We start from the raw sequence: 18,877 nt of genomic DNA, 5'->3' as shown, positions 1-18,877 counted from the left end.
CCTGTCGGGGCGATCAGCCCACAACCCACCCGGTTACCTGATACACCAGAACTGCCGCAACATAGGCCAGTAGAAAGTAGCCGACGAACATCTTCATGGTGAGACTGCGCGACGCACTCTCCTTGGCCAGAATGGCCACGGTTGATACACACTGCAGGGCGATAGCAAAGAACACCAATAGCGCCAATCCCGAGCCCAGTGCAAGGTCGCTAGCCTGTATATGCTCTACCAGGGGAATCATATTCTCGTCGGCCCCTTCAATGCCGAAGATCGTACCCAGGGTCCCCACAAACACCTCGCGCGCCGCGAAGGAGGTGAAAATCGCAACGCCATAGCGCCAGTCCAGCCCCATAGGCGCGAACACCGGCTCCACAATGTGTCCCAGATAGCCCAGCCAGGACTCCCCGAGATCAGCGCCATAGTTGGGGAAGTACCCCAGCACCCAGATCACCACGGTCACCGTGAAAATAATCTTTCCCGCCTTGGTGACAAAGTGCTTCGCGCGGTTCACCGAGTTGCGCAGAATAGGTATCAGCCCCGGCATCCGGTATGGCGGTAGCTCAAGCACAAAGGGCAGATCGGTGTAATGGTCCTCGGCGGCCCTTGACACTATTCCGGTAATAAGTAGTCCACAGAACATACCGAAGAAGTAGATGCCAAACATGGCCAGGCCCTGCCAGCCAAGCAGCCCTCCCATGGAGGTCTGGGCAGGTATAAAGGCCGCAATCAGCAGGGTATAAACCGGCAATCGCGCGCTGCAGGGCATCAGCGGAATAGCCATATAGGTCAACAACCGCTTGCGCGGGGAATCGATAGCACGGGCTGCGTAAATAGCAGGAATGGCACAGGCCGTACCGGAGAGCAGCGGAATGAAACTCTTGCCGGTAAGCCCGAAAAAGCGCAGGGGCTTATGACAGATCAGGGCCGCCCTGGCCATATAGCCGGAGTCTTCCAGCAGCCCGATAATAAACGTCAGCACAAAAATCTGCGGCACGAAAACAAGGAAAGCGCCAATACCGCTGAACAGGGCATCCGCGGTGAAATCTGCCACAACGGTATTGCCCAGCATGGGAACCACCCGGTCCGCCGTCCACGCCAGGGCGGTTTCTACTGCATCCATAGCAGGGGCAGACCAGGTAAAAATGGACTGAAACAACAGGTACATGATGGCAAAGAAAGAAACGCCGCCGGTGAGCGAGTGCAGGAAGAAACTATCCAGCCTGGTCTGGGTCCTGACCAGGATATCGCCCTTGGGGCCGTAGCGGTGCGCCAGGGCGTGGGCCTCCCCACGCAGAATAGCGTCCGCCGTATCGATGAGGTGCTTGCGCGGCTCCCTCTCCGCGGCCGCTGGCTGCGCCAACAGTGAAATGAGTGTGTCGACCCCCTTGCCGGTGCGCCCCGAGATAGGCAGCACAGTGGTGTGCAGCGCCTTTGCCAGCCCCTCCACATCCAGTTCCAGGCCATGCTTGTCGAGTATGTCGATCATATTGGCCAACACAATCACGGGCTTGCCGTGGCGTTCGCAATCACGAATGATCTGCAGCGTAAAGTACAGGCTCTTTTCCAGGCGCGTGGCATCAATCAAGCACAGCACCTGCTCCACTTCCGGGTCGGTTAACGCATCTTCAAAGTAGCCGACGGCGACCTCTTCCTCCGCGGAAATCGCCTGCAATGAATAGGTGCCCGGGAAATCGACCAGCCGCTTGCCGGGTAAGCCCTGCAGCTCACCGCTACCGACGTCGACAGTAATGCCGGGGAAATTGGCCACTTTGTGGGAGAGCCCGGTAAGGCGGTTGAATAAAAGGCTCTTGCCGGAATTCGGGCTGCCAATGAGAATAATCTTACTCACGCAAACTGCCCGTCCTGACCAACACATGGGTGGCCACCTCGTCATCGAGGGAATAAATGGTATTGCTCACCTGGTAAACCTTGGGCGCGCCGAAGGCGGGTGATTGCAGACAGGTGACGCATTCGCCCACATGGAATCCAAATTCCATCAACCGAATACGGTACTTTTCAGCCAGGGCATCGTCATAGCCCAAAATTTCGCATCGGTCGCCTGCCTTGAGGGACCACAGGGTTGGGTTCACGGTTGGGAAGAGTCCATAAGTGCTTGAATTTACACGACGAGCATAGCACTAATGAGAACGATTTGCATTAAATCCCGGGGCAAATTCGTCGCCGTGAATAGCAGTGGACAAACACCCGGGGATGTACCACCTTATCTACACCTAACCCTGACGACCCGCGAGGAACTGCGACATGACAAACACCCTGATATCCCTACTGGCGACTGCGCTGGTTCTATTCTCTTTTCACAGTGCCCAGGCAGATGAGTATACGGACACCAAGCAGGTCTTTATGAATGCCGGCGAAAGCGCAGCCTACTTCGAAAACGCCTACGGCTACGCCCTTTTCCCTACCATTGGCAAAGGCGGCATGGGTATTGGCGGCGCCCACGGCTCTGGCCGTGTATTCGCTGGAGGAGCACATGTAGGCAACACTAAAATGACCCAGTTATCTATCGGTTGGCAGCTGGGTGGCCAGGCCTACAGCCAGGTAATCTTCTTTGAGGACAAGCGCGCTTTCGAGGACTTCACTTCCGGTAACTTTGAGTTCGGCGCCCAGGCCACGGCTGTCGCCATTACGGCCTCCGCCGGCGCACAGGCTACAACGGGAGGCGGCGCACAGGCCGGCGCTGCAGGCGGTAAAAACGACGCCAGCACTGTATCGGGTGGTTACCGCAAAGGCATGGCTGTGTTCACGGTTGCCAAGGGTGGGCTGATGTACGAGGCCACTGTAGCCGGCCAGAAATATAGCTTCACGCCGCTATAAAACGCCTTTCCCTCGTCGTCACCGCTGCCTGCGGCGGCGACGAGAGACAAGCTTCAGATATGGTGTACCTGGTCAATTTCGTATTCGATTTCACCGCCCGGTGCTCTCACAACCACCACATCCCCTTCTTCCTTGCCAATCAGCGCCCTGGCGATAGGTGAACCCACAGAGATCAGGTTGTTTTTCACGTCGGCCTCGTCTTCACCGACGATGCGATAGGTCACGGTTTCGTCGTTGTCGATATTGACCAGATCAACAGTGGTGCCGAAAATCACCTTGCCGGTTTTGGTAATCTGGGTCACGTCTATAACCTGGGCACCGGCGAGCTTGCCTTCGATCTCCATGATCCGGCCCTCGGCAAAACTCTGTTGCTCACGAGCCGCATGATATTCCGCGTTCTCTTTGAGGTCGCCGTGTTCGCGCGCGTCGGCAATGGCTGCGCTGATGCGCGGGCGGTCAACTTTTTTGAGTTGCTCCAGTTCTTCACGCAGGGCCGCTTCCCCCGCCACTGTCATCGGAACCTTGTTCATGCACTTATGCTCCCGTGCAGATCCTGCAATCTGCGTACTTTTTTATCGCCTTCCTGCTGCAGCGACATGGTGATCGCCTCCGCTGCCGCCAGCGTGGTGGTATAGAACGCCCGGTGCGCCTCGGCGCTGGCCCGGATTGGCGCAGAGTCCTCGATGGCCCTGCGCCCCTCTGTGGTATTGATAATAATATCGGCTTCGTCGTTTTTGATCATGTCGACGATATGCGGCCTGCCCTCCAGAACCTTGTTCACCCTGCGCACCTCAAGGCCCGCTGCTTCCAGAGCCGTGGCCGTGCCGCCGGTCGCCGCCAGCTTAAAGCCCAGAGCGACCAGGTCCTTCGCCACCTTGACCGCACCGGGCTTATCAACGTCACGCACACTCATCAGCACCGTGCCCGAGGAAGGGGGAGCTGAGCCACCGCCTAACAGTGCCTTGGCAAAGGCGGTGGCGAAGCTGTCTCCGACACCCATAACCTCTCCGGTGGAGCGCATTTCGGGGCCGAGAATCGGGTCAACGCCGGGAAACTTGTTAAAGGGCAGAACGGCCTCCTTCACACTATAGTAAGGCGGCACAATTTCCCTGGTATAGCCCTGGGATGCCAGGCTCTGCCCGGCCATACAGCGGGCGGCAACTTTAGCCAGGGAACGCCCGATACACTTGGAAACAAAAGGCACTGTGCGCGAGGCACGCGGGTTCACCTCGATAACGTAGATCTCGTTATCCTGCCAGGCCAACTGCACGTTCATCAGGCCGCGTACGCCAAGTTCCAGCGCCATTTGCCTGACCTCCTCCCGCATCTGGTCCTGGACGGCGGGGTCGAGGCTATAAGGTGGCAGGGAGCAGGCCGAATCACCGGAGTGCACCCCGGCCTGTTCGATATGCTGCATGATAGCCCCGATGACCACTTGCTCACCGTCTGACACCGCATCGATATCGACCTCTACCGCGGCTGAGAGGAAGCTGTCCAGCAACACCGGGGCGTCGTCGGAGGCCTGTACCGCGTGGGTCATGTAACGCAACAGGTCCTCTTCCCGATACACAATCTCCATGGCCCGGCCACCCAGCACGTATGACGGGCGCACCACCAGCGGATACCCGATCTTTGCCGCCGCCTCGATGGCCTCACCCGTACTGCGCACGGTGGTATTGGCAGGCTGCTTCAGGCCAAGTTTTTCAATCATCTGCTGGAAGCGTTCGCGATCCTCTGCGCGATCGATAGCGTCCGGAGTGGTGCCGATAATGGGCACACCGGCAGCCTCCAGGGCCCGGGCCAACTTTAGCGGGGTCTGCCCACCGAACTGCACGATGACTCCCTTGGGCTGTTCCAGCTCGACAATAGCCAGCACATCCTCAAGGGTTACTGGCTCGAAATACAGCCGGTCAGAGGTATCGTAATCGGTAGAGACCGTCTCCGGGTTACAGTTCACCATAATGGTCTCGTAACCGTCTTCGCGCATGGCCAGCACGGCATGCACGCAGCAGTAATCGAACTCAATCCCCTGGCCGATGCGGTTTGGACCGCCCCCCAGCACCAGTATCTTGTCCCGGTCTGAGGGCGCCGCCTCGCACTCCTCTTCATAGGTCGAGTACATATAGGCTGTGGCAGATGCAAATTCGGCAGCACAGGTGTCAACACGCTTGTATACCGGTCGAATACCCAGGGCATGGCGATGGGCGCGCACCGCATCTTCAGAACTGGCGAGTAAAACGCCAAGGCGCTCATCAGCAAAGCCCTTGCGCTTGAGGCGGAACATCATGTCCGCGTCGATATCTGCCAGTTCAACGGTTTTCAGGCTGTTCTCGGTGTTGACGATGTCCTCGATTTGCACCAGGAACCACGGATCGACACCGGACAGTTTGTGCACTTCGTCGATGCTCATGCCAGCGCGGAAGGCATCGGCGATATACCAGATGCGGTCGGCACCCGGGTTGACCAGTTCAGAGATCAGCTCATCACGCAGGTCGGGGTCGTCAACGTCAATCTTGTGCTCGAAACCCGCTGAGCCCACTTCCAGGCCGCGCAGGGCTTTCTGCACTGACTCCTGGAACGTGCGACCGATAGCCATCACTTCCCCCACCGACTTCATCTGCGTGGTCAGTCGCGCATCGGCGCCGCTGAATTTTTCAAAGGCGAAACGCGGGATCTTGGTCACCACGTAGTCGATAGAGGGCTCAAAAGAAGCCGGTGTGGCACCGCCGGTAATGTCGTTCTGCAGCTCGTCCAGCGTATAACCGATCGCCAGTTTCGCGGCCACTTTGGCGATAGGAAAACCGGTTGCCTTGGAAGCCAGGGCAGATGAGCGCGATACACGCGGGTTCATCTCAATGATGACCATGCGGCCCGTTTCAGGGTCCTGACCGAACTGCACGTTAGAACCGCCAGTCTCTACGCCGATCTCGCGCAACACGGCCAGCGAGGCATTGCGCATGATCTGGTATTCTTTGTCAGTCAACGTTTGCGCCGGCGCAACAGTGATGGAATCACCCGTATGCACGCCCATGGCGTCGAAGTTCTCAATGGCGCAGACAATGATGCAGTTGTCGTTCTTGTCACGAACGACTTCCATTTCAAATTCCTTCCAGCCTATCAGCGACTCGTCGATCAGCAGTTCGTTGGTGGGCGACAGATCCAGGCCGCGCGTGCAGATCTCCTCGAATTCCTTGCGGTTGTAGGCGATACCGCCACCGGAGCCCCCCATGGTAAAGGAAGGCCGGATAATGCAGGGAAAGCCGATGCTGTCCAGCACCTGAAAAGCCTCTTCCATGCTGTGGGCAGTGGAGGCCCTTGGCGTCTCAAGGCCTATCCGCTTCATCGCCTCGTCGAATAGCTGGCGGTCCTCTGCCTTGTCGATGGCCTCCTTGGTCGCGCCGATCATCTCCACACCGTACTCTTCCAGTACGCCTTCCCGGGCGAGGTCCAGTGCACAGTTCAGGGCTGTCTGGCCACCCATAGTGGGCAACAGGGCATCGGGCCTCTCATCGGCGATGATGCGGGCCACGGTGCGCCACTCTATCGGCTCGATGTACGTCGCATCTGCCATCGATGGATCAGTCATGATGGTCGCCGGGTTGGAGTTCACCAGGATGACCCGATAACCCTCTTCACGCAGTGCCTTGCAGGCCTGGGCTCCGGAATAATCGAATTCACAGGCCTGGCCGATGACAATGGGGCCGGCGCCGATAATCAGGATGCTTTGAATGTCGGTTCTCTTGGGCATGGCGTTCTACTTTCCTGTTGCTGCTGCATTTCGGCGGGCTTCGATCAACTCGATGAAATGATCAAACAGTGGCGCGGCGTCATGGGGGCCGGGGCTGGCTTCCGGATGACCCTGGAAGCTGAAGGCAGGCTTGTCTGTGCGATGAATGCCCTGAAGGCTGCCGTCGAACAGTGACTTGTGTGTAACCCGCAGCGTGTCCGGCAGGCTCGCTTCATCTGCGGCAAAGCCGTGATTCTGGCTGGTGATCAGCACCGTGCCATCGTCGAGGTTCTGTACGGGATGATTGGCGCCGTGATGGCCGAACTTCATCTTCATGGTGCTGGCGCCAGAGGCAAGGGCCAGCAGCTGGTGACCAAGGCAGATACCGAAAACCGGAATCTCAGTGTCGAGTATCTCGCGAATGGCTTCAACGGCGTAGGTGCAAGGCTCAGGGTCACCGGGGCCATTAGAGAGGAAAATACCATCCGGATTCATGGCCAGCACCTCTGCCGCTGGCGTCTGCGCTGGCACAACGGTCAGGCGACAGCCACGGTCCACGAGCATGCGCAGAATGTTGCGCTTTACGCCATAGTCGTAGGCGACGACGTGCCAGCCAAGCTCCTCTGCGGGGCGCTGGGCGTGCCCCTTATCCCATTCCCAGCTTCCTTCAGTCCAGCTGTAGGCCTCGGCGGCCGAGACTTCCCGGGCCAGGTCCATGCCCTTCAAGCCCCCGCAACCTTTTGCCAGCTCCAGAGCCTTGCCTTCATCGAGCTCTTCGCCGGCCATCAGGCAACCGCTCTGGGCGCCCTTTTCACGCAGGATGCGGGTAAGGCGGCGGGTATCAATGTCAGCAATGCCGATAATATTGTGACTGCAAAGATACTCCGACAGGCCCTGGGTGTTGCGGTAATTGCTGGCCATCAGGGGTAAATCACGGATAACCAGACCGGCGGCCCATATCCCTCTGGACTCTTCGTCCTCGGCATTGGTACCTGTATTACCGATATGCGGGTAGGTCAGGGTGACAATCTGGCGTGCATAGGAGGGGTCGGTAAGAATTTCCTGGTAACCACTCATGGCCGTGTTAAACACCACCTCCCCAACGGACGTTCCGCTGGCTCCGATCGCTAAGCCCTTGAAAACGCTACCATCTTCAAGAACCAATATGGCAGGACTGGACAAGCAAAACCCTCCGTCAAAGTCGCGCAAACAACTGTTTTATGGGCCCGATTCGGGCGCTCGCAAAAAGGCGAGATGGGTAACCACATCTCGCCTTGTCGCATTAATCAACTCTGGTTTTCACTGGGATACACGGTGCCCGTTGCGCAGTACGGGCAGGTGAAATCTAGCGGGTGATTTTAGGTGAATGGGCAATTCCTGTCCAGTTAGTTTGCAGTTCGATAAGCGGACTGGCCGCAGTTGAGGACGCCGGCACCACTTCCGGACCGGCTCCGTGCGCCAGGCAGTGTAGCGAAGCCGTCGTTTCTCTCACCTGGCGCGCAAAAGTCGTGAAAAGTCTCCCTTCGCGCATTACCATACAGGCCATCGCAAGGCAGCGACGATGCACCTCAACAGGACCAATAAGGACAAAGCATGGCCTATACCAGCGGCAGATGTGCAGTGATTACCGGCGCCGGCTCGGGGATTGGCAGGGCACTGGCCCTGCAACTCAACAGGGAGGGCTGCGAGCTTTTCCTCTGTGATATCAATGAAACCGCATTGCAAGAGACCGCAGATCAGCTGACACGCAGTGACGTGCCCTGCTCCGTACAGAAGCTGGATGTCGCGGACCGCCAGGCCATGCATGACTGGGCCGGTCGCATTGATGCAGCCCGCGGCCAGGTAGACATTGTGGTAAATAATGCCGGAGTGGGTCTGGGCGACCGCGTAGAGGAGATGAGCTACGAAAACCTGGACTGGCTGATGGGTATCAATTTCTGGGGGGTGATCCAGGGGAGCATGGCTTTTCTACCCCTGCTGAAGAAATCCGAGCAAGGGCACCTGATCAACGTCTCTTCACTCTTTGGCATTATCGCCGTGCCCAGCCAGTCCGCGTATAACGCCGCCAAGTTCGCCGTGCGCGGGTTTACCGAATCCCTGCGCCAGGAAATGAAAGGCAGCAACGTTCACGTCTGTTGTGTACATCCGGGCGGAATCGCCACCAATATCGCCCGCAACTCACGTGGCGGCGACAGCAGCCCGGATGACCGCGATGCCCTCTTTCAGAAGTTCGCCCGCACCACCGCGGAGTCAGCCGCCGCACAGATCGTGCGCGCAATAGAAAAACGCAAGCCCAGGCTGCTGATAGGAGGTGATGCCAGGTTCGTCGCGTTTCTTTCGCGCTTGTTCCCGGTGCGTTATCCTGAGATATTGCGCCTGGATGCCATTATCGACCAGGGCAGTCCGGACTAGAGCCGCTGCCGCCACCAAGTGGATTAATTCAATAAGATCGAACCCCCTTCGGAGAACAGCACTATGCCACACGCTTTACAGATCACTTTCATCGCCCTTGCGGCCTCTATACTGGTTGCAGGTTGCGCCAGTTCGGGGAAGCAGGCGACATTTGAAGACGTACCGGAGGTTCGCCCCGGCATCCTTCAGGGCTATCTGCCGATGAAAGATCCACTGCGCACCGTGGAGATCGTGCCCCCTGCTCCGGAGGCCGGCTCTCCGCGCCAGGCCCTGGATGACGAAGTCGCTCGCCGAGCCATTGCGCTCAGGGGCACAGCCCGCTGGGACCTGGCAACCAAGGACGCCCACCTCGCCTTCCCGGGTGCCCAGGACGCGTTTACGTGCGCCACCGGCATCCCCATCAGCGAAGCGACAACGCCGCAGCTCTACATGCTTATGCGGCGCACTCTTGCCGACGTCGGCCTGGCCTCATATTCCGCCAAGAATGCCTACCAGCGAGTCCGTCCCTTTATGGTCAACGGTGAGCCCACCTGCACGCCTGAAGAAGAAGGTATGCTGCGCAAAGACGGTTCTTATCCCTCCGGCCACACGTCTATCGGCTGGGGTTGGGCGCTTATCCTGGCAGAACTGATGCCCGAGAAAGCCGAGGCCATTCTTGCCCGGGGCCGCGCCTTCGGCGAGAGCCGCAATGTTTGCAACGTACACTGGCACAGTGACGTTGTGGCCGGCCGCATGGTCGCGGCGTCCGCCTACTCACAATTGCACAACAATGAGGACTTTCTCGCTGCCATGGAGGCAACCCGGAAGGAGCTCGCCGGCCTGGACATGGCCGCCCTGTCACCCAGTCGCGATTGCGAAGAGGAAGCAAAGGCCTTGTCAATCACCACCCTGGGAAAGTAGGTCCCTAGGCCAGAATTTTTTCCAGGGCCGCGCGCAGGCCGGTCGGTACCGCTACTGACCGGTTCGCTGCCCGCTCAACAAAAACATGGACGAAATGGCCGTGAGCGGCGGCTTCTTCTTCTCCGCGCCTGAAAATAGCGATACCGTACTGCACAGAACTGCCGCCCAGACGATCGACCCTGAGACCCGCCTCCAACCCTTCTGGATAGGCCACTGGCGCATGGTAGTCACAACCTGAGCTGACCACATAGCCGACGACACTGCCGTCGTTGATGTCCAGCCCGCCCTCCTCGATCAGGTAGCGATTTGCCGCACTGTCGAAATAAGCATAATACGTGACGTTATTGACGTGCCCGTAAATATCGTTATCAGACCAACGTGTGTCGATCGGGTAGAACACCTTGTAGTCACTGCGCAGGGGTCGCTTTGGCTTGCTCATCGGACTTCTCCATATGCGCTGCGATAAATACCCAGTGCGTCCTCGTAGGCTACGTCCCTGGGGTTGTTGACCAACAGGCGCTGCTGCAACATGGCGTCCTGCGCAAGCATCTCAAGATCACGCTCTGCGACACCGGCCTCACTCAACGTGGACGGCAGGCCCAGCTCGTCAATGAGCTCAATGAGCGCCGCGATCAAAGCCGCAGTGGCCGCTTCCTCACTGCCGGGCACGGGCCGTCCCACTACCAGCTCTGCCAGTTCCGCGTAGAGCGGTGCCGCGCTGTCTGCATTAAAACTGAGCACCGAAGGCAGAACCAGCGAATTACTCAGACCATGAGGAATGTGATAGTGGCCGCCCAATGGGTAGGCCAGCGCATGCACTGCCGCGACCGGCGCATTGGCGAAAGCCTGTCCGGCAAGACACGCACCCAGCAACATGTTTTCCCTTGCCTCGCGGTTGTTGCCGTCAGACACCGCGCTGCGAATATTGGCCGCCAGCAGTGACAGTGCCTGCCTGGCCAGATTGTCGGAGAGCGGGTTCTTGCGATGCCGTGATGTATACGCCTCGATCGCATGCACCATCGCATCCACCCCGGTCATGGCCGTGATTGCAGGCGGCAGCCCCAGGGTGAGGCCTGCATCCAGTACTGCGACATCGGGCAACAGCACAGACGACGACACACCGGCCTTGGTCGTCTCTCCCGTGGTCACCACCGCCACCGGCGTGGCCTCGGAACCGGTGCCGGCCGTCGTCGGCACCAACACCAGCGGCAGACGCGGGCCGGACACCTGATCCACCCCATAGAGCTCAGCAAGTGGCTGGTTGCCACCCAGCAGCACACTGACAACCTTGGCGACATCCAGTGAGCTGCCACCGCCGACGGCGATCACCCCGTCTACACCCTGCACACGGCCCAGCTCCGCCGCTGCCAGTACGGTTGCTTCCGGAGGGTCCTCGCGCACCGCGTCAAACAGGGTGACGTGCGTACCCGCCGCAGCAAGGGCCTCAATAACCGGCTGCACCAGGCCTATGCTCACCAGCCCGGGATCGGTCACCAACAGGGGGGAACGCACGCCCAAACGGCGACACTCCTCCGACAGCTCAAGTGCGCTGCCGAATCCGCTGACAATCCTGCCAACAGTACTGAATTCGAAACCCTGCATCGCGTTCTCCATTAGGTTCAATGCCAGCTGCGAAGCTAATGCATGCCCGCAAACGCCGCAACTGTTTTACCTGAGCCACCGCCCTGCTATGCTCAAGTGCGGTTACGGACGTATGAAATCATCATGAATTCTTCGCATCCCCGGCAGATGGTACAGCAGTTAGCGCAGCGCTTTGCAGGACGCGCCAGTGGCCCCGCCGCCATGACTGAGCGCGTACCGGTCAGCCATTACACTGACCCGCAGCACTTCCAGCGTGAACTGCAAACGCTGTTTCTACAGCGTCCCCTGGTATTGTGCCACGAAACACAGCTGGCGCAGCAGGGCGACGCCATTGTGCAGGACTGGCTCGGCATCCCCATGATTACGGTTCGCGACAAGCAAGGCGCTATCAACACCTTTATCAACGTCTGCCGCCACCGGGGAATGCGCCTGGTGCCGGAGCAGGGCCAGGCCTGCCTGCGGTCACTGGTCTGCCCCTACCATCAATGGACTTACGGTCTGGATGGTGCGCTGCGAAACATCCCCAGACAAGAAAGCTTTGCGGATCTGGACAAGAAACAACTCGGCCTGGTTACGCTACCCACCGCCGTGCGCAATGGCCTGGTATGGGTACAGCCCACCCCCGGCAAAACAATGGATATCGACACACACCTGGCGGGGTTGGGCGAAGACCTGGATTTCTTTCAGCTGGGCGCGTTCAGCTACTGCCAGCAAAGTGTGCGCAACGTGGACGCCAACTGGAAGCTGATTCAGGATGCCTTTCTCGACGGCTACCACGTCGCTCGCCTGCACAAACATACCGTGGGCCCTTTTTTCCCCGATGCACTGGCGGAGTCGAACTTTATCGGCGACCACCTGCGCAATGCGGTGGCACGCAACGAGATCGAGGAGGCCGTGGACCTGCCTGCGGAGCAGTTGGGGGACCTGCGCCGCTACGCCACCTTCTCCTACACCACTTTCCCGAACTCCGTGCTGATCTTCCACCCTGAATACATCAGCATCATTGCGCTATTCCCCCAGTCCGCAGATAGCACCGTGTTCGTGCATACCATGCTCACGCCAGACGTGCCGGCCGACGAGGCGCAGCGCGATCACTTCCTGCGCTCGTTCCAGCTGATTGATGAGGGGGTGTTTGCGGCAGAGGACATTTTTGCCGCCGCCGGCACGCAGCAAGGGCTGCGATCAGGCGCCAATGACGCCTTGATCTTCGGGGGACTGGAAGAAGCTGCGGTGCGCTTCCATAACCTGATCGCCAGGGAACTGGCCTAGCGACCTGGGTTCAGGGGCAAGGCAGCGGCCCGCGGCCGGCCGCCCTGCCCTGACCACCAGTCAGCTTTCAACCATCGCGGAAAGTGGCATTGACGCTGTCCATCGCACTGGCCATATACGGTTTCAATTCGTTGCGCCCTACCACCATACGATGCACCTCGTCCGGGCCGTCCGCGAGGCGCAGCGTACGTTGCGCCATGTACATGGTTGCCAGTGGCGTATCCTGGGAGACGCCCAGCGCACCGAACATCTGAATAGCCTGATCGACGATGCGAATAGAGACATTGGGCACAGCGGTCTTGATCATGGAGATCCACACCCGCGCTTCCTTCGCATCCACGTTGTCCATCATCCACGCGGTTTTCAGCGTGAGCAGCCTCGCCTGCTCTATGTCCATACGCGCATTGGCAATAATATCCACATTGCCGCCGAGGCGGGCCAGCTGCTTGCCAAAAGCCGTGCGTGAAACAGACCGCTCGCACATCAGCTGCAGTGCTTTTTCCGCGGCGCCAATCGCGCGCATGCAGTGATGGATGCGCCCCGGGCCGAGACGGCCCTGTGAAATTTCAAAGCCACGACCCGGCCCGAGGATAATATTGTCTTTGGGTACGCGCACATTTTCGAACTTCTGGTGCATATGTCCGTGGGGCGCGTCGTCCATGGAGAAAACATTCATCGGCCTGACATTGGTGAACCCCGGGGTGTCTGTGGGCACCAGAATCTGTGACTGCTGCACATGCTTTGCCGCATCCGGATCCGTTTTAACCATGACGATCATGATTTTACAGCGTGGGTCGCCGGCACCGGAGACGTAGTGCTTTTCACCATTGATAACCCATTCATCGCCATCCAGAACGGCAGATGTGCAAATATTAGTGGCATCAGACGAGGCCACGCCGGGCTCGGTCATCGCGTAGGCGGAACGAATTTCGCCATTCAGCAACGGTTTCAGCCACTGTTCTTGCTGTGCAGGGCTGCCGTATTTGTGTAGCACCTCCATGTTGCCAGTGTCCGGTGCAGAGCAGTTGAACGCCTCGGCGGCGATATGCGACTTGCCCATCTCTTCGGCGAGGTATGCATATTCAACGGTGTTCAATCCGGAGCCAGCCTCACCGTCGGTGAGGAAGAAATTCCACAATCCGCGAGACCGTGCCTCCTCCTTGAGAGCGGCCATGATCTCACTCTGCCTCGGCGTAAACTGCCAGCGGTCGCCGTTACCCACCTCGGCCAGATACTCTCCTTCTACCGGCAGCACTTCTTCCGCCACAAAGCGTTTTACTTCGGCAAGTAGTGGCGCCAACCGTTCGCTGATACCCAGATCCATCATCTTTTCCTTATTGCGTTACACATCAACCTGCATTCTAGCAGGCGAACAAGCACCAGTGTGTCGCGCGGGCGACAGCGCGGGTGGTATCTACCACAGGGCGATGCCCGGCAAACTCAACCTCCGCTTTTTAAGGACAAAAAAAAGCCCCGCGCTGCGGGGCTTTTGCCTAACGACTGTCAGGACCTAGAAGTTCAGGCGAACGTCAAAGCCGTAAGTGGCCGGGTTGCCAAAATAGGAAGCCGTCCAGAAACCAAAGGGAATCGTGTGTTGGCGATACTCCTCGTCGGTGATGTTCTTGCCCCATAGACCGAACTGCATGGTCATGTCGGCACCGATCTCAACATCACTCAGAATCAGGCTTGCGTTGACAATCTCATAGCTGTCGATCTGGCTGGTGGCATTCTGTGACTTCTCGATATAGGGCACGTAATCATCGTTGAAGTTGTAGTCCACATGGAGGCCGAGGTTACCCCAGTCTCCGGAATACACGTTCCAGTCCAGCGCCAGGCTGTAGTTGTTCTCTGGCGCGAAAGGCAAGTCTTTCGAGTCCCGCACGTCCTGGCCAAGCTCCGTGAACTCGTCGTATTCGGCGTCCAGATAGCCGTAGTTCGCCGACAGGCGAAGGGCATCCACCACCTGCCAGATAAACTCCACTTCAAGGCCCTGGTAAGTTGCCTCACCCGCGTTCTCTACGTTGGAAGCAGCACCGCCTGAACCCTCAAGGAACACGGAAACCTGCATGTCCTCGATATTATTCTGGAATGCGGCAACGTTGAGCTGGATGCGGTCATCCGCAAGACGTGACTTCAGGCCAATCTCGTAGGACAGGACCTGCTCCTCGTCGTAGCTATCGCGAAATGCCTCCAGGTTGGGAGCCTCGCCATTGAAACCGCCTGACTTCCAGCCCTGGGCTACGCGGCCGTAAATATTAATGTCATCGGTCAAGTCCCAGGCGGCGGTAAAGGCCCCGGAGGTATTATCCCAGCTGTCGTCATCTTCGCCGGCAAATGCATTCGCGCCACCCATGGAGGTATCGGGCCTGTCTATATACTGCTCCCGGTCTTCCTGGGTGTAACGCAGGCCAAAGGACAGAGTCAGCTGTTGCACGGACTCCGGTGTCCAGTCCGCCTGTCCGTATAAAGCGATGGATTCGTTGTCCAGGCCATAGCGGTTGACGTCATCCGGTGCACCGAACAGGCCAAAGAACGTGATCGGGTTGATCACGTCAGCTTCTTCGCTGAAGTAGTAGGCACCCAGCACGTAGTTCAGGGTATCGGTTGTGCCCACCAGTTGCAGTTCCTGGCTGGTCTGCTCGTACTCAACATCCCTGGAGGAGTGGAACAGGTCCATGTTGGTACCATCAATGTCGATGTAATCATCCCAGTCCAGCTCACGATAGGATGTGATGGACTTCAGGGCCACGTCGCCCATGAAGCCCCAGCTGCCTGCATCCCAGTCCAGGGTCAGCGCGTGCCCCTGCGTATCTGATATTTCGTACTGTGATGAATCATTGCTGATTTTGCTGGCGTTCTTGTCTTCAGAAACCACGTAGGGGCTCATCAGGTCAGCGAGGAATGCCAGCTCTGGCCCCAGTTGCGCGGCGAAGAGCTCCGCGTTGACATCGGTCAACTGAGCCTTGGAGGGCTCCTGATCGCTCTCACTGGAATCGTAGGCATAGCGTGCGCGGAAGCTGTCTGTTACATCCCAGATGGCGTCGACGCGCCAGGTTTCGCTATCGAGGTTGCTGAATTCATCGCTTGAGCGAGGCATAACAAATGGGTTGAAGCCCCCGCTGGGATCCGCATCCACATTGTCGTAGAAGCCGTCGCGCTCTGCCATGGCGTAAGCTATCGAGGCACGGAAATTGCCCAGGGCGCCGGTATCGATACGCAGTTTGGCTCGCTGATAACCCTCGTTACCCACAGAGACATCGGCCTGACCGCCAAACTCCTCGCCTGGCTGCCGGGTAATCAGGTTTATTGCGCCGCCAACCGTGTTTTTACCGTAGAGCGTGCCCTGCGGCCCCCGCAGTACCTCCACCCGCTCCAGCTCGGCGATATCAAAAATTCCCCCCAGGTTCTTTCCCAGGAAGACTCCGTCAAGGTACAGGCCTACAGTCGGCTCCCAGGTAATTGCCGGGTTGATGGTGACCGCGCCACGAATGGCAACGGTAGCGCCCGTGGTGCCACCGGGAGACTCGACAATCAACGTATTGGGGACAAATTGTGCGAGGTCCTTCACATTGAATATACCCTGGGTGTCGATTGCTGATTTGTCGAAAGCAGTGACAGCAATGGGCGTATCCTGAAGGGATTGTTCGCGCTTCTGCGCGGTTACAACCACTTCTTCCAGTTGGGCCATGGCATTGCCGGCCAGGATGCTGGACGCAAGTAACACTGCGGTGGGCATTAGTTTGCGAGCGCGGTAACAAGGCATGATGTTTCTCCGTACGTTATCAGAATAGTTATTTCTTGCGGGTGATCCCTGTCGCCAACTATACGAAATCCCTCATCCTTGCGGGTGTGAATTAATCACAAGCACGATGGGTTTACTTTCCCCTATAAAAACAACAGGTTGGCAAATCAGGAATACCGGCAGGCGCGCTGGTCAGCATATTTATACCGCGCTGCGACCGCCGGGGTGCGACATCTTGTCCCACGCCAGCACTCACTCCCTTCTATACAATGCGCCCGGCAAAACGACAGGATTAAACCGGAGCCGCCACAATGCGCAGCAATCTCTATCTGGGCCTCGCCGCCGCCCTTGTTTCCCTTCACTCCCAGGCGGACCACATCGAAGAACTGGTGGTTACCGCCAGCCACGAAACCAGGACCATCGACATCACCGACGAACTGGTCATATCGCCAGATGTCGCCCAGTTGCTGAAAAAGGCGCCAGGCGCCAACGTAAACGCCAATGGGCCGATCACCGGGATACCGCAGTACCGCGGTATGTATGGACCGCGGATCGCCACATCCCTGGACGGCACACAGTTGGCCCCTGCCGGACCAAACTGGATGGACCCGCCTCTGTCTTATGCCCGCAACGGACACCTGCAATCACTGGAAGTCTACCGCGGCATCGCCCCGGTGAGCGTTGCCCAGGAGTCCATTGGTGGCGCCATTGATGCACGCACCAATAAGGGAGAGTTCACCACGGGCAAGGACTTTACGCTTAGCGGCCGGCTGATAGGCAGTGCGCAGTCAGTAAACAACGGCCAACAACTTAGCGGCGCACTGTTCGCCACCAATAACACCCACAGACTAAAACTGGCGGGCGTTATCGAACAGGGCGACGACGCAAAGTTCCCCGGGGGCGACCTGTTGCCCACCGAATACCAGCGACAGCGCTATGACCTGGGCTACGGCTTCAGGACGGGCAATCATAGCTTGCAGCTTGGGTATGGTTATAACGATACCGGTGAGTCGGGCACTCCCGCCCTGCCTATGGATATAGACTATTTCGACGGCGACCTATACGACCTCACCTATCGCTTCGAACTCGCGGGAGAACTTGAGATTACCGCGGCAGTTTTCGCCAGCGAACTCGACCATGGCATGACCAACTACCTGATGCGCGCTGCCCCGGAATCCGGCGCGCGCTGGCGCCGTAATATCGCCGACAGCGACAACGTTGGCTTTCGCCTGCATAGCGAGCTCTTTGATAACCAGGGCAGTTGGGTATTTGGCTTCGACGGCATCCAATCGACCCACAACTCGGATATCGATAACCCCAACAGCCCGATGTTCTTCGTCGATAATTTCAACGATGCTGAACGCGAGGTGCTGGGCGTTTTTCTCGAGCGCCAGCATGACATCAACGACCACTGGCGCGGCGAATTCGGCCTGCGTTACAACCAGGTACAGACTGACGCGGATGAAGTGAACGGCACCCCGGCAATGATGATGCCGCCAGCCCAGGTGCTACGCGACAACTTTAACAATGCAGATCGCGCCCGGACAGACAACAATGTCGATCTGGTTGCGAAAACCTGGTACGAAGCTTCCCCCACCACCAGTTGGTATCTCGGGTTTGCGCGTAAAAACCGCTCCCCCAGCTACCAGGAGCGCTATCTGTGGCTGCCTCTGGAAGCAACTGCGGGGTTGGCCGACGGCAACACCTATACTGGCAATATTGACCTGGACGTGGAGGTCGCAAACCAGTTCGAGGTCGGCGTGGACTTCAGCAACGACTCCCTGACCTTGTCGCCACGTTTCTTCTATAACGACGTGCAGGACTACATTCAGGGCACACCCAGCGATATCACACCCGCGGTGATGTTTGTGCGCATGATGAACCAGGTGAACGGTACGAATAACCCCGATCCGCTGCAGTTCAGTAACGTGGATGCCAGGCTCTATGGCTTTGACATGGACTGGGCCTGGCGCCTGGGAGAGCACTGGTCAGTATCAGGTATCGTCAACTATGTTCGCGGTAAGCGCGACGATATCGACGATGAGCTCTATCGAATTGCGCCGCTTAACGCGTCATTTCGTCTGGACTACACCACGGCGTCATGGTCAGTGGGTGTAGAAAACGTTCTGTACAGTGCACAGAACCAGGTTTCAGCAACCAACCGCGAACAGGAAACCTCCGGTTATGGTCTGCTAAACCTGAGTGCGACCTGGCAGGCCACCGCCAATCTGCAGTTGGCAGCCGGCGTGGACAACGTGCTGGACAAGGAGTACCAGGACCACCTGGCGGGATACAACCGGGCGAAAAACCCGGACATCGCGTTGCGCGAACGCCTCTACGGCACGGGCATGAATGTGTTTGCGCGGCTGAGTTATAACTTCTAGCCGCGC

Annotated in this window: 14 protein-coding genes; 5 read left to right on the top strand and 9 right to left on the bottom strand. The window is 58.3% G+C overall.

Annotation, left to right across the window (positions count from 1 at the left end; translation table 11 throughout):
- Nucleotides 1–13: 13 nt before the first annotated feature.
- Nucleotides 14–1,849, bottom strand: coding sequence for a ferrous iron transporter B (gene feoB, locus C0039_RS14745; RefSeq protein WP_207796461.1), 1,836 nt, complete (start codon nt 1,847–1,849; stop codon nt 14–16).
- Complete coding sequence (locus tag C0039_RS14740) at nt 1,842–2,090, bottom strand: FeoA family protein (protein ID WP_075999031.1); 249 nt, start codon at nt 2,088–2,090, stop codon at nt 1,842–1,844. The genes feoB and C0039_RS14740 overlap by 8 nt, the downstream gene beginning before the upstream one ends.
- 172 nt (nt 2,091–2,262) lie before the next feature.
- Here C0039_RS14740 and C0039_RS14735 point away from each other — a divergent pair, with 172 nt between their 5' ends.
- The gene (locus tag C0039_RS14735; protein WP_101518482.1) at nt 2,263–2,835 is read left to right on the top strand and encodes a YSC84-related protein; all 573 of its coding nucleotides are present in this window, start codon (nt 2,263–2,265) and stop codon (nt 2,833–2,835) included.
- Nucleotides 2,836–2,888: 53 nt separating this feature from the next.
- On the opposite strand, the gene greA is transcribed toward C0039_RS14735, so the two are convergent.
- From greA to carA, 3 genes are read right to left on the bottom strand one after another with little or no spacing between them, the layout of a single operon-like run.
- Complete coding sequence (greA, locus tag C0039_RS14730) at nt 2,889–3,365, bottom strand: transcription elongation factor GreA (RefSeq protein ID WP_075999033.1); 477 nt, start codon at nt 3,363–3,365, stop codon at nt 2,889–2,891.
- Nucleotides 3,362–6,583: a carbamoyl-phosphate synthase large subunit gene (gene carB, locus C0039_RS14725; RefSeq protein WP_101518481.1), complete on the bottom strand. Its 3,222-nt coding sequence runs from the start codon at nt 6,581–6,583 to the stop codon at nt 3,362–3,364. The genes greA and carB overlap by 4 nt, the downstream gene beginning before the upstream one ends.
- A 6-nt stretch (nt 6,584–6,589) precedes the next feature.
- Nucleotides 6,590–7,744: a glutamine-hydrolyzing carbamoyl-phosphate synthase small subunit gene (gene carA, locus C0039_RS14720; RefSeq protein ID WP_101518480.1), complete on the bottom strand. Its 1,155-nt coding sequence runs from the start codon at nt 7,742–7,744 to the stop codon at nt 6,590–6,592.
- A gap of 411 nt (nt 7,745–8,155) precedes the next feature.
- Here carA and C0039_RS14715 point away from each other — a divergent pair, with 411 nt between their 5' ends.
- Both C0039_RS14715 and C0039_RS14710 read left to right on the top strand, forming a co-directional pair.
- Entirely contained in the window at nt 8,156–8,974 is an 819-nt protein-coding gene (locus C0039_RS14715; RefSeq protein WP_101518479.1) for an SDR family NAD(P)-dependent oxidoreductase, read from the top strand.
- Nucleotides 8,975–9,037: 63 nt separating this feature from the next.
- On the top strand, nt 9,038–9,874 hold the full coding sequence (locus tag C0039_RS14710; protein ID WP_101518478.1) for an acid phosphatase: 837 nt from the start codon (nt 9,038–9,040) through the stop codon (nt 9,872–9,874).
- 4 nt (nt 9,875–9,878) lie between these two features.
- On the opposite strand, the gene C0039_RS14705 is transcribed toward C0039_RS14710, so the two are convergent.
- Together C0039_RS14705 and C0039_RS14700 are read right to left on the bottom strand one after the other, a co-directional pair.
- Nucleotides 9,879–10,313: an acyl-CoA thioesterase gene (locus C0039_RS14705; RefSeq protein ID WP_101518477.1), complete on the bottom strand. Its 435-nt coding sequence runs from the start codon at nt 10,311–10,313 to the stop codon at nt 9,879–9,881.
- Nucleotides 10,310–11,476, bottom strand: coding sequence for an iron-containing alcohol dehydrogenase (locus C0039_RS14700; RefSeq protein WP_101518513.1), 1,167 nt, complete (start codon nt 11,474–11,476; stop codon nt 10,310–10,312). The genes C0039_RS14705 and C0039_RS14700 overlap by 4 nt, the downstream gene beginning before the upstream one ends.
- Before the next feature lie 123 nt (nt 11,477–11,599).
- Between C0039_RS14700 and C0039_RS14695 the strand changes: the two genes are divergently transcribed.
- Nucleotides 11,600–12,745, top strand: coding sequence for an aromatic ring-hydroxylating oxygenase subunit alpha (locus tag C0039_RS14695; protein WP_165787145.1), 1,146 nt, complete (start codon nt 11,600–11,602; stop codon nt 12,743–12,745).
- A gap of 67 nt (nt 12,746–12,812) precedes the next feature.
- On the opposite strand, the gene C0039_RS14690 is transcribed toward C0039_RS14695, so the two are convergent.
- Together C0039_RS14690 and C0039_RS14685 are read right to left on the bottom strand one after the other, a co-directional pair.
- A complete protein-coding gene (locus C0039_RS14690; protein ID WP_101518475.1) occupies nt 12,813–14,069 on the bottom strand; it encodes an acyl-CoA dehydrogenase family protein in 1,257 nt (418 codons plus the stop codon).
- Between the two features lie 186 nt (nt 14,070–14,255).
- Nucleotides 14,256–16,508: a TonB-dependent receptor gene (locus C0039_RS14685; protein ID WP_101518474.1), complete on the bottom strand. Its 2,253-nt coding sequence runs from the start codon at nt 16,506–16,508 to the stop codon at nt 14,256–14,258.
- A 290-nt stretch (nt 16,509–16,798) separates the two neighbouring features.
- Between C0039_RS14685 and C0039_RS14680 the strand changes: the two genes are divergently transcribed.
- Complete coding sequence (locus C0039_RS14680) at nt 16,799–18,871, top strand: TonB-dependent receptor (RefSeq protein ID WP_101518473.1); 2,073 nt, start codon at nt 16,799–16,801, stop codon at nt 18,869–18,871.
- The last annotated feature ends 6 nt before the right edge of the window (nt 18,872–18,877 follow it).

Origin of the sequence: Pseudohalioglobus lutimaris (genome assembly GCF_002866825.1) — a bacterium.
GTDB lineage: Bacteria > Pseudomonadota > Gammaproteobacteria > Pseudomonadales > Halieaceae > Halioglobus > Halioglobus lutimaris.
This window is presented reverse-complemented; position numbering and strand designations above follow the sequence as displayed.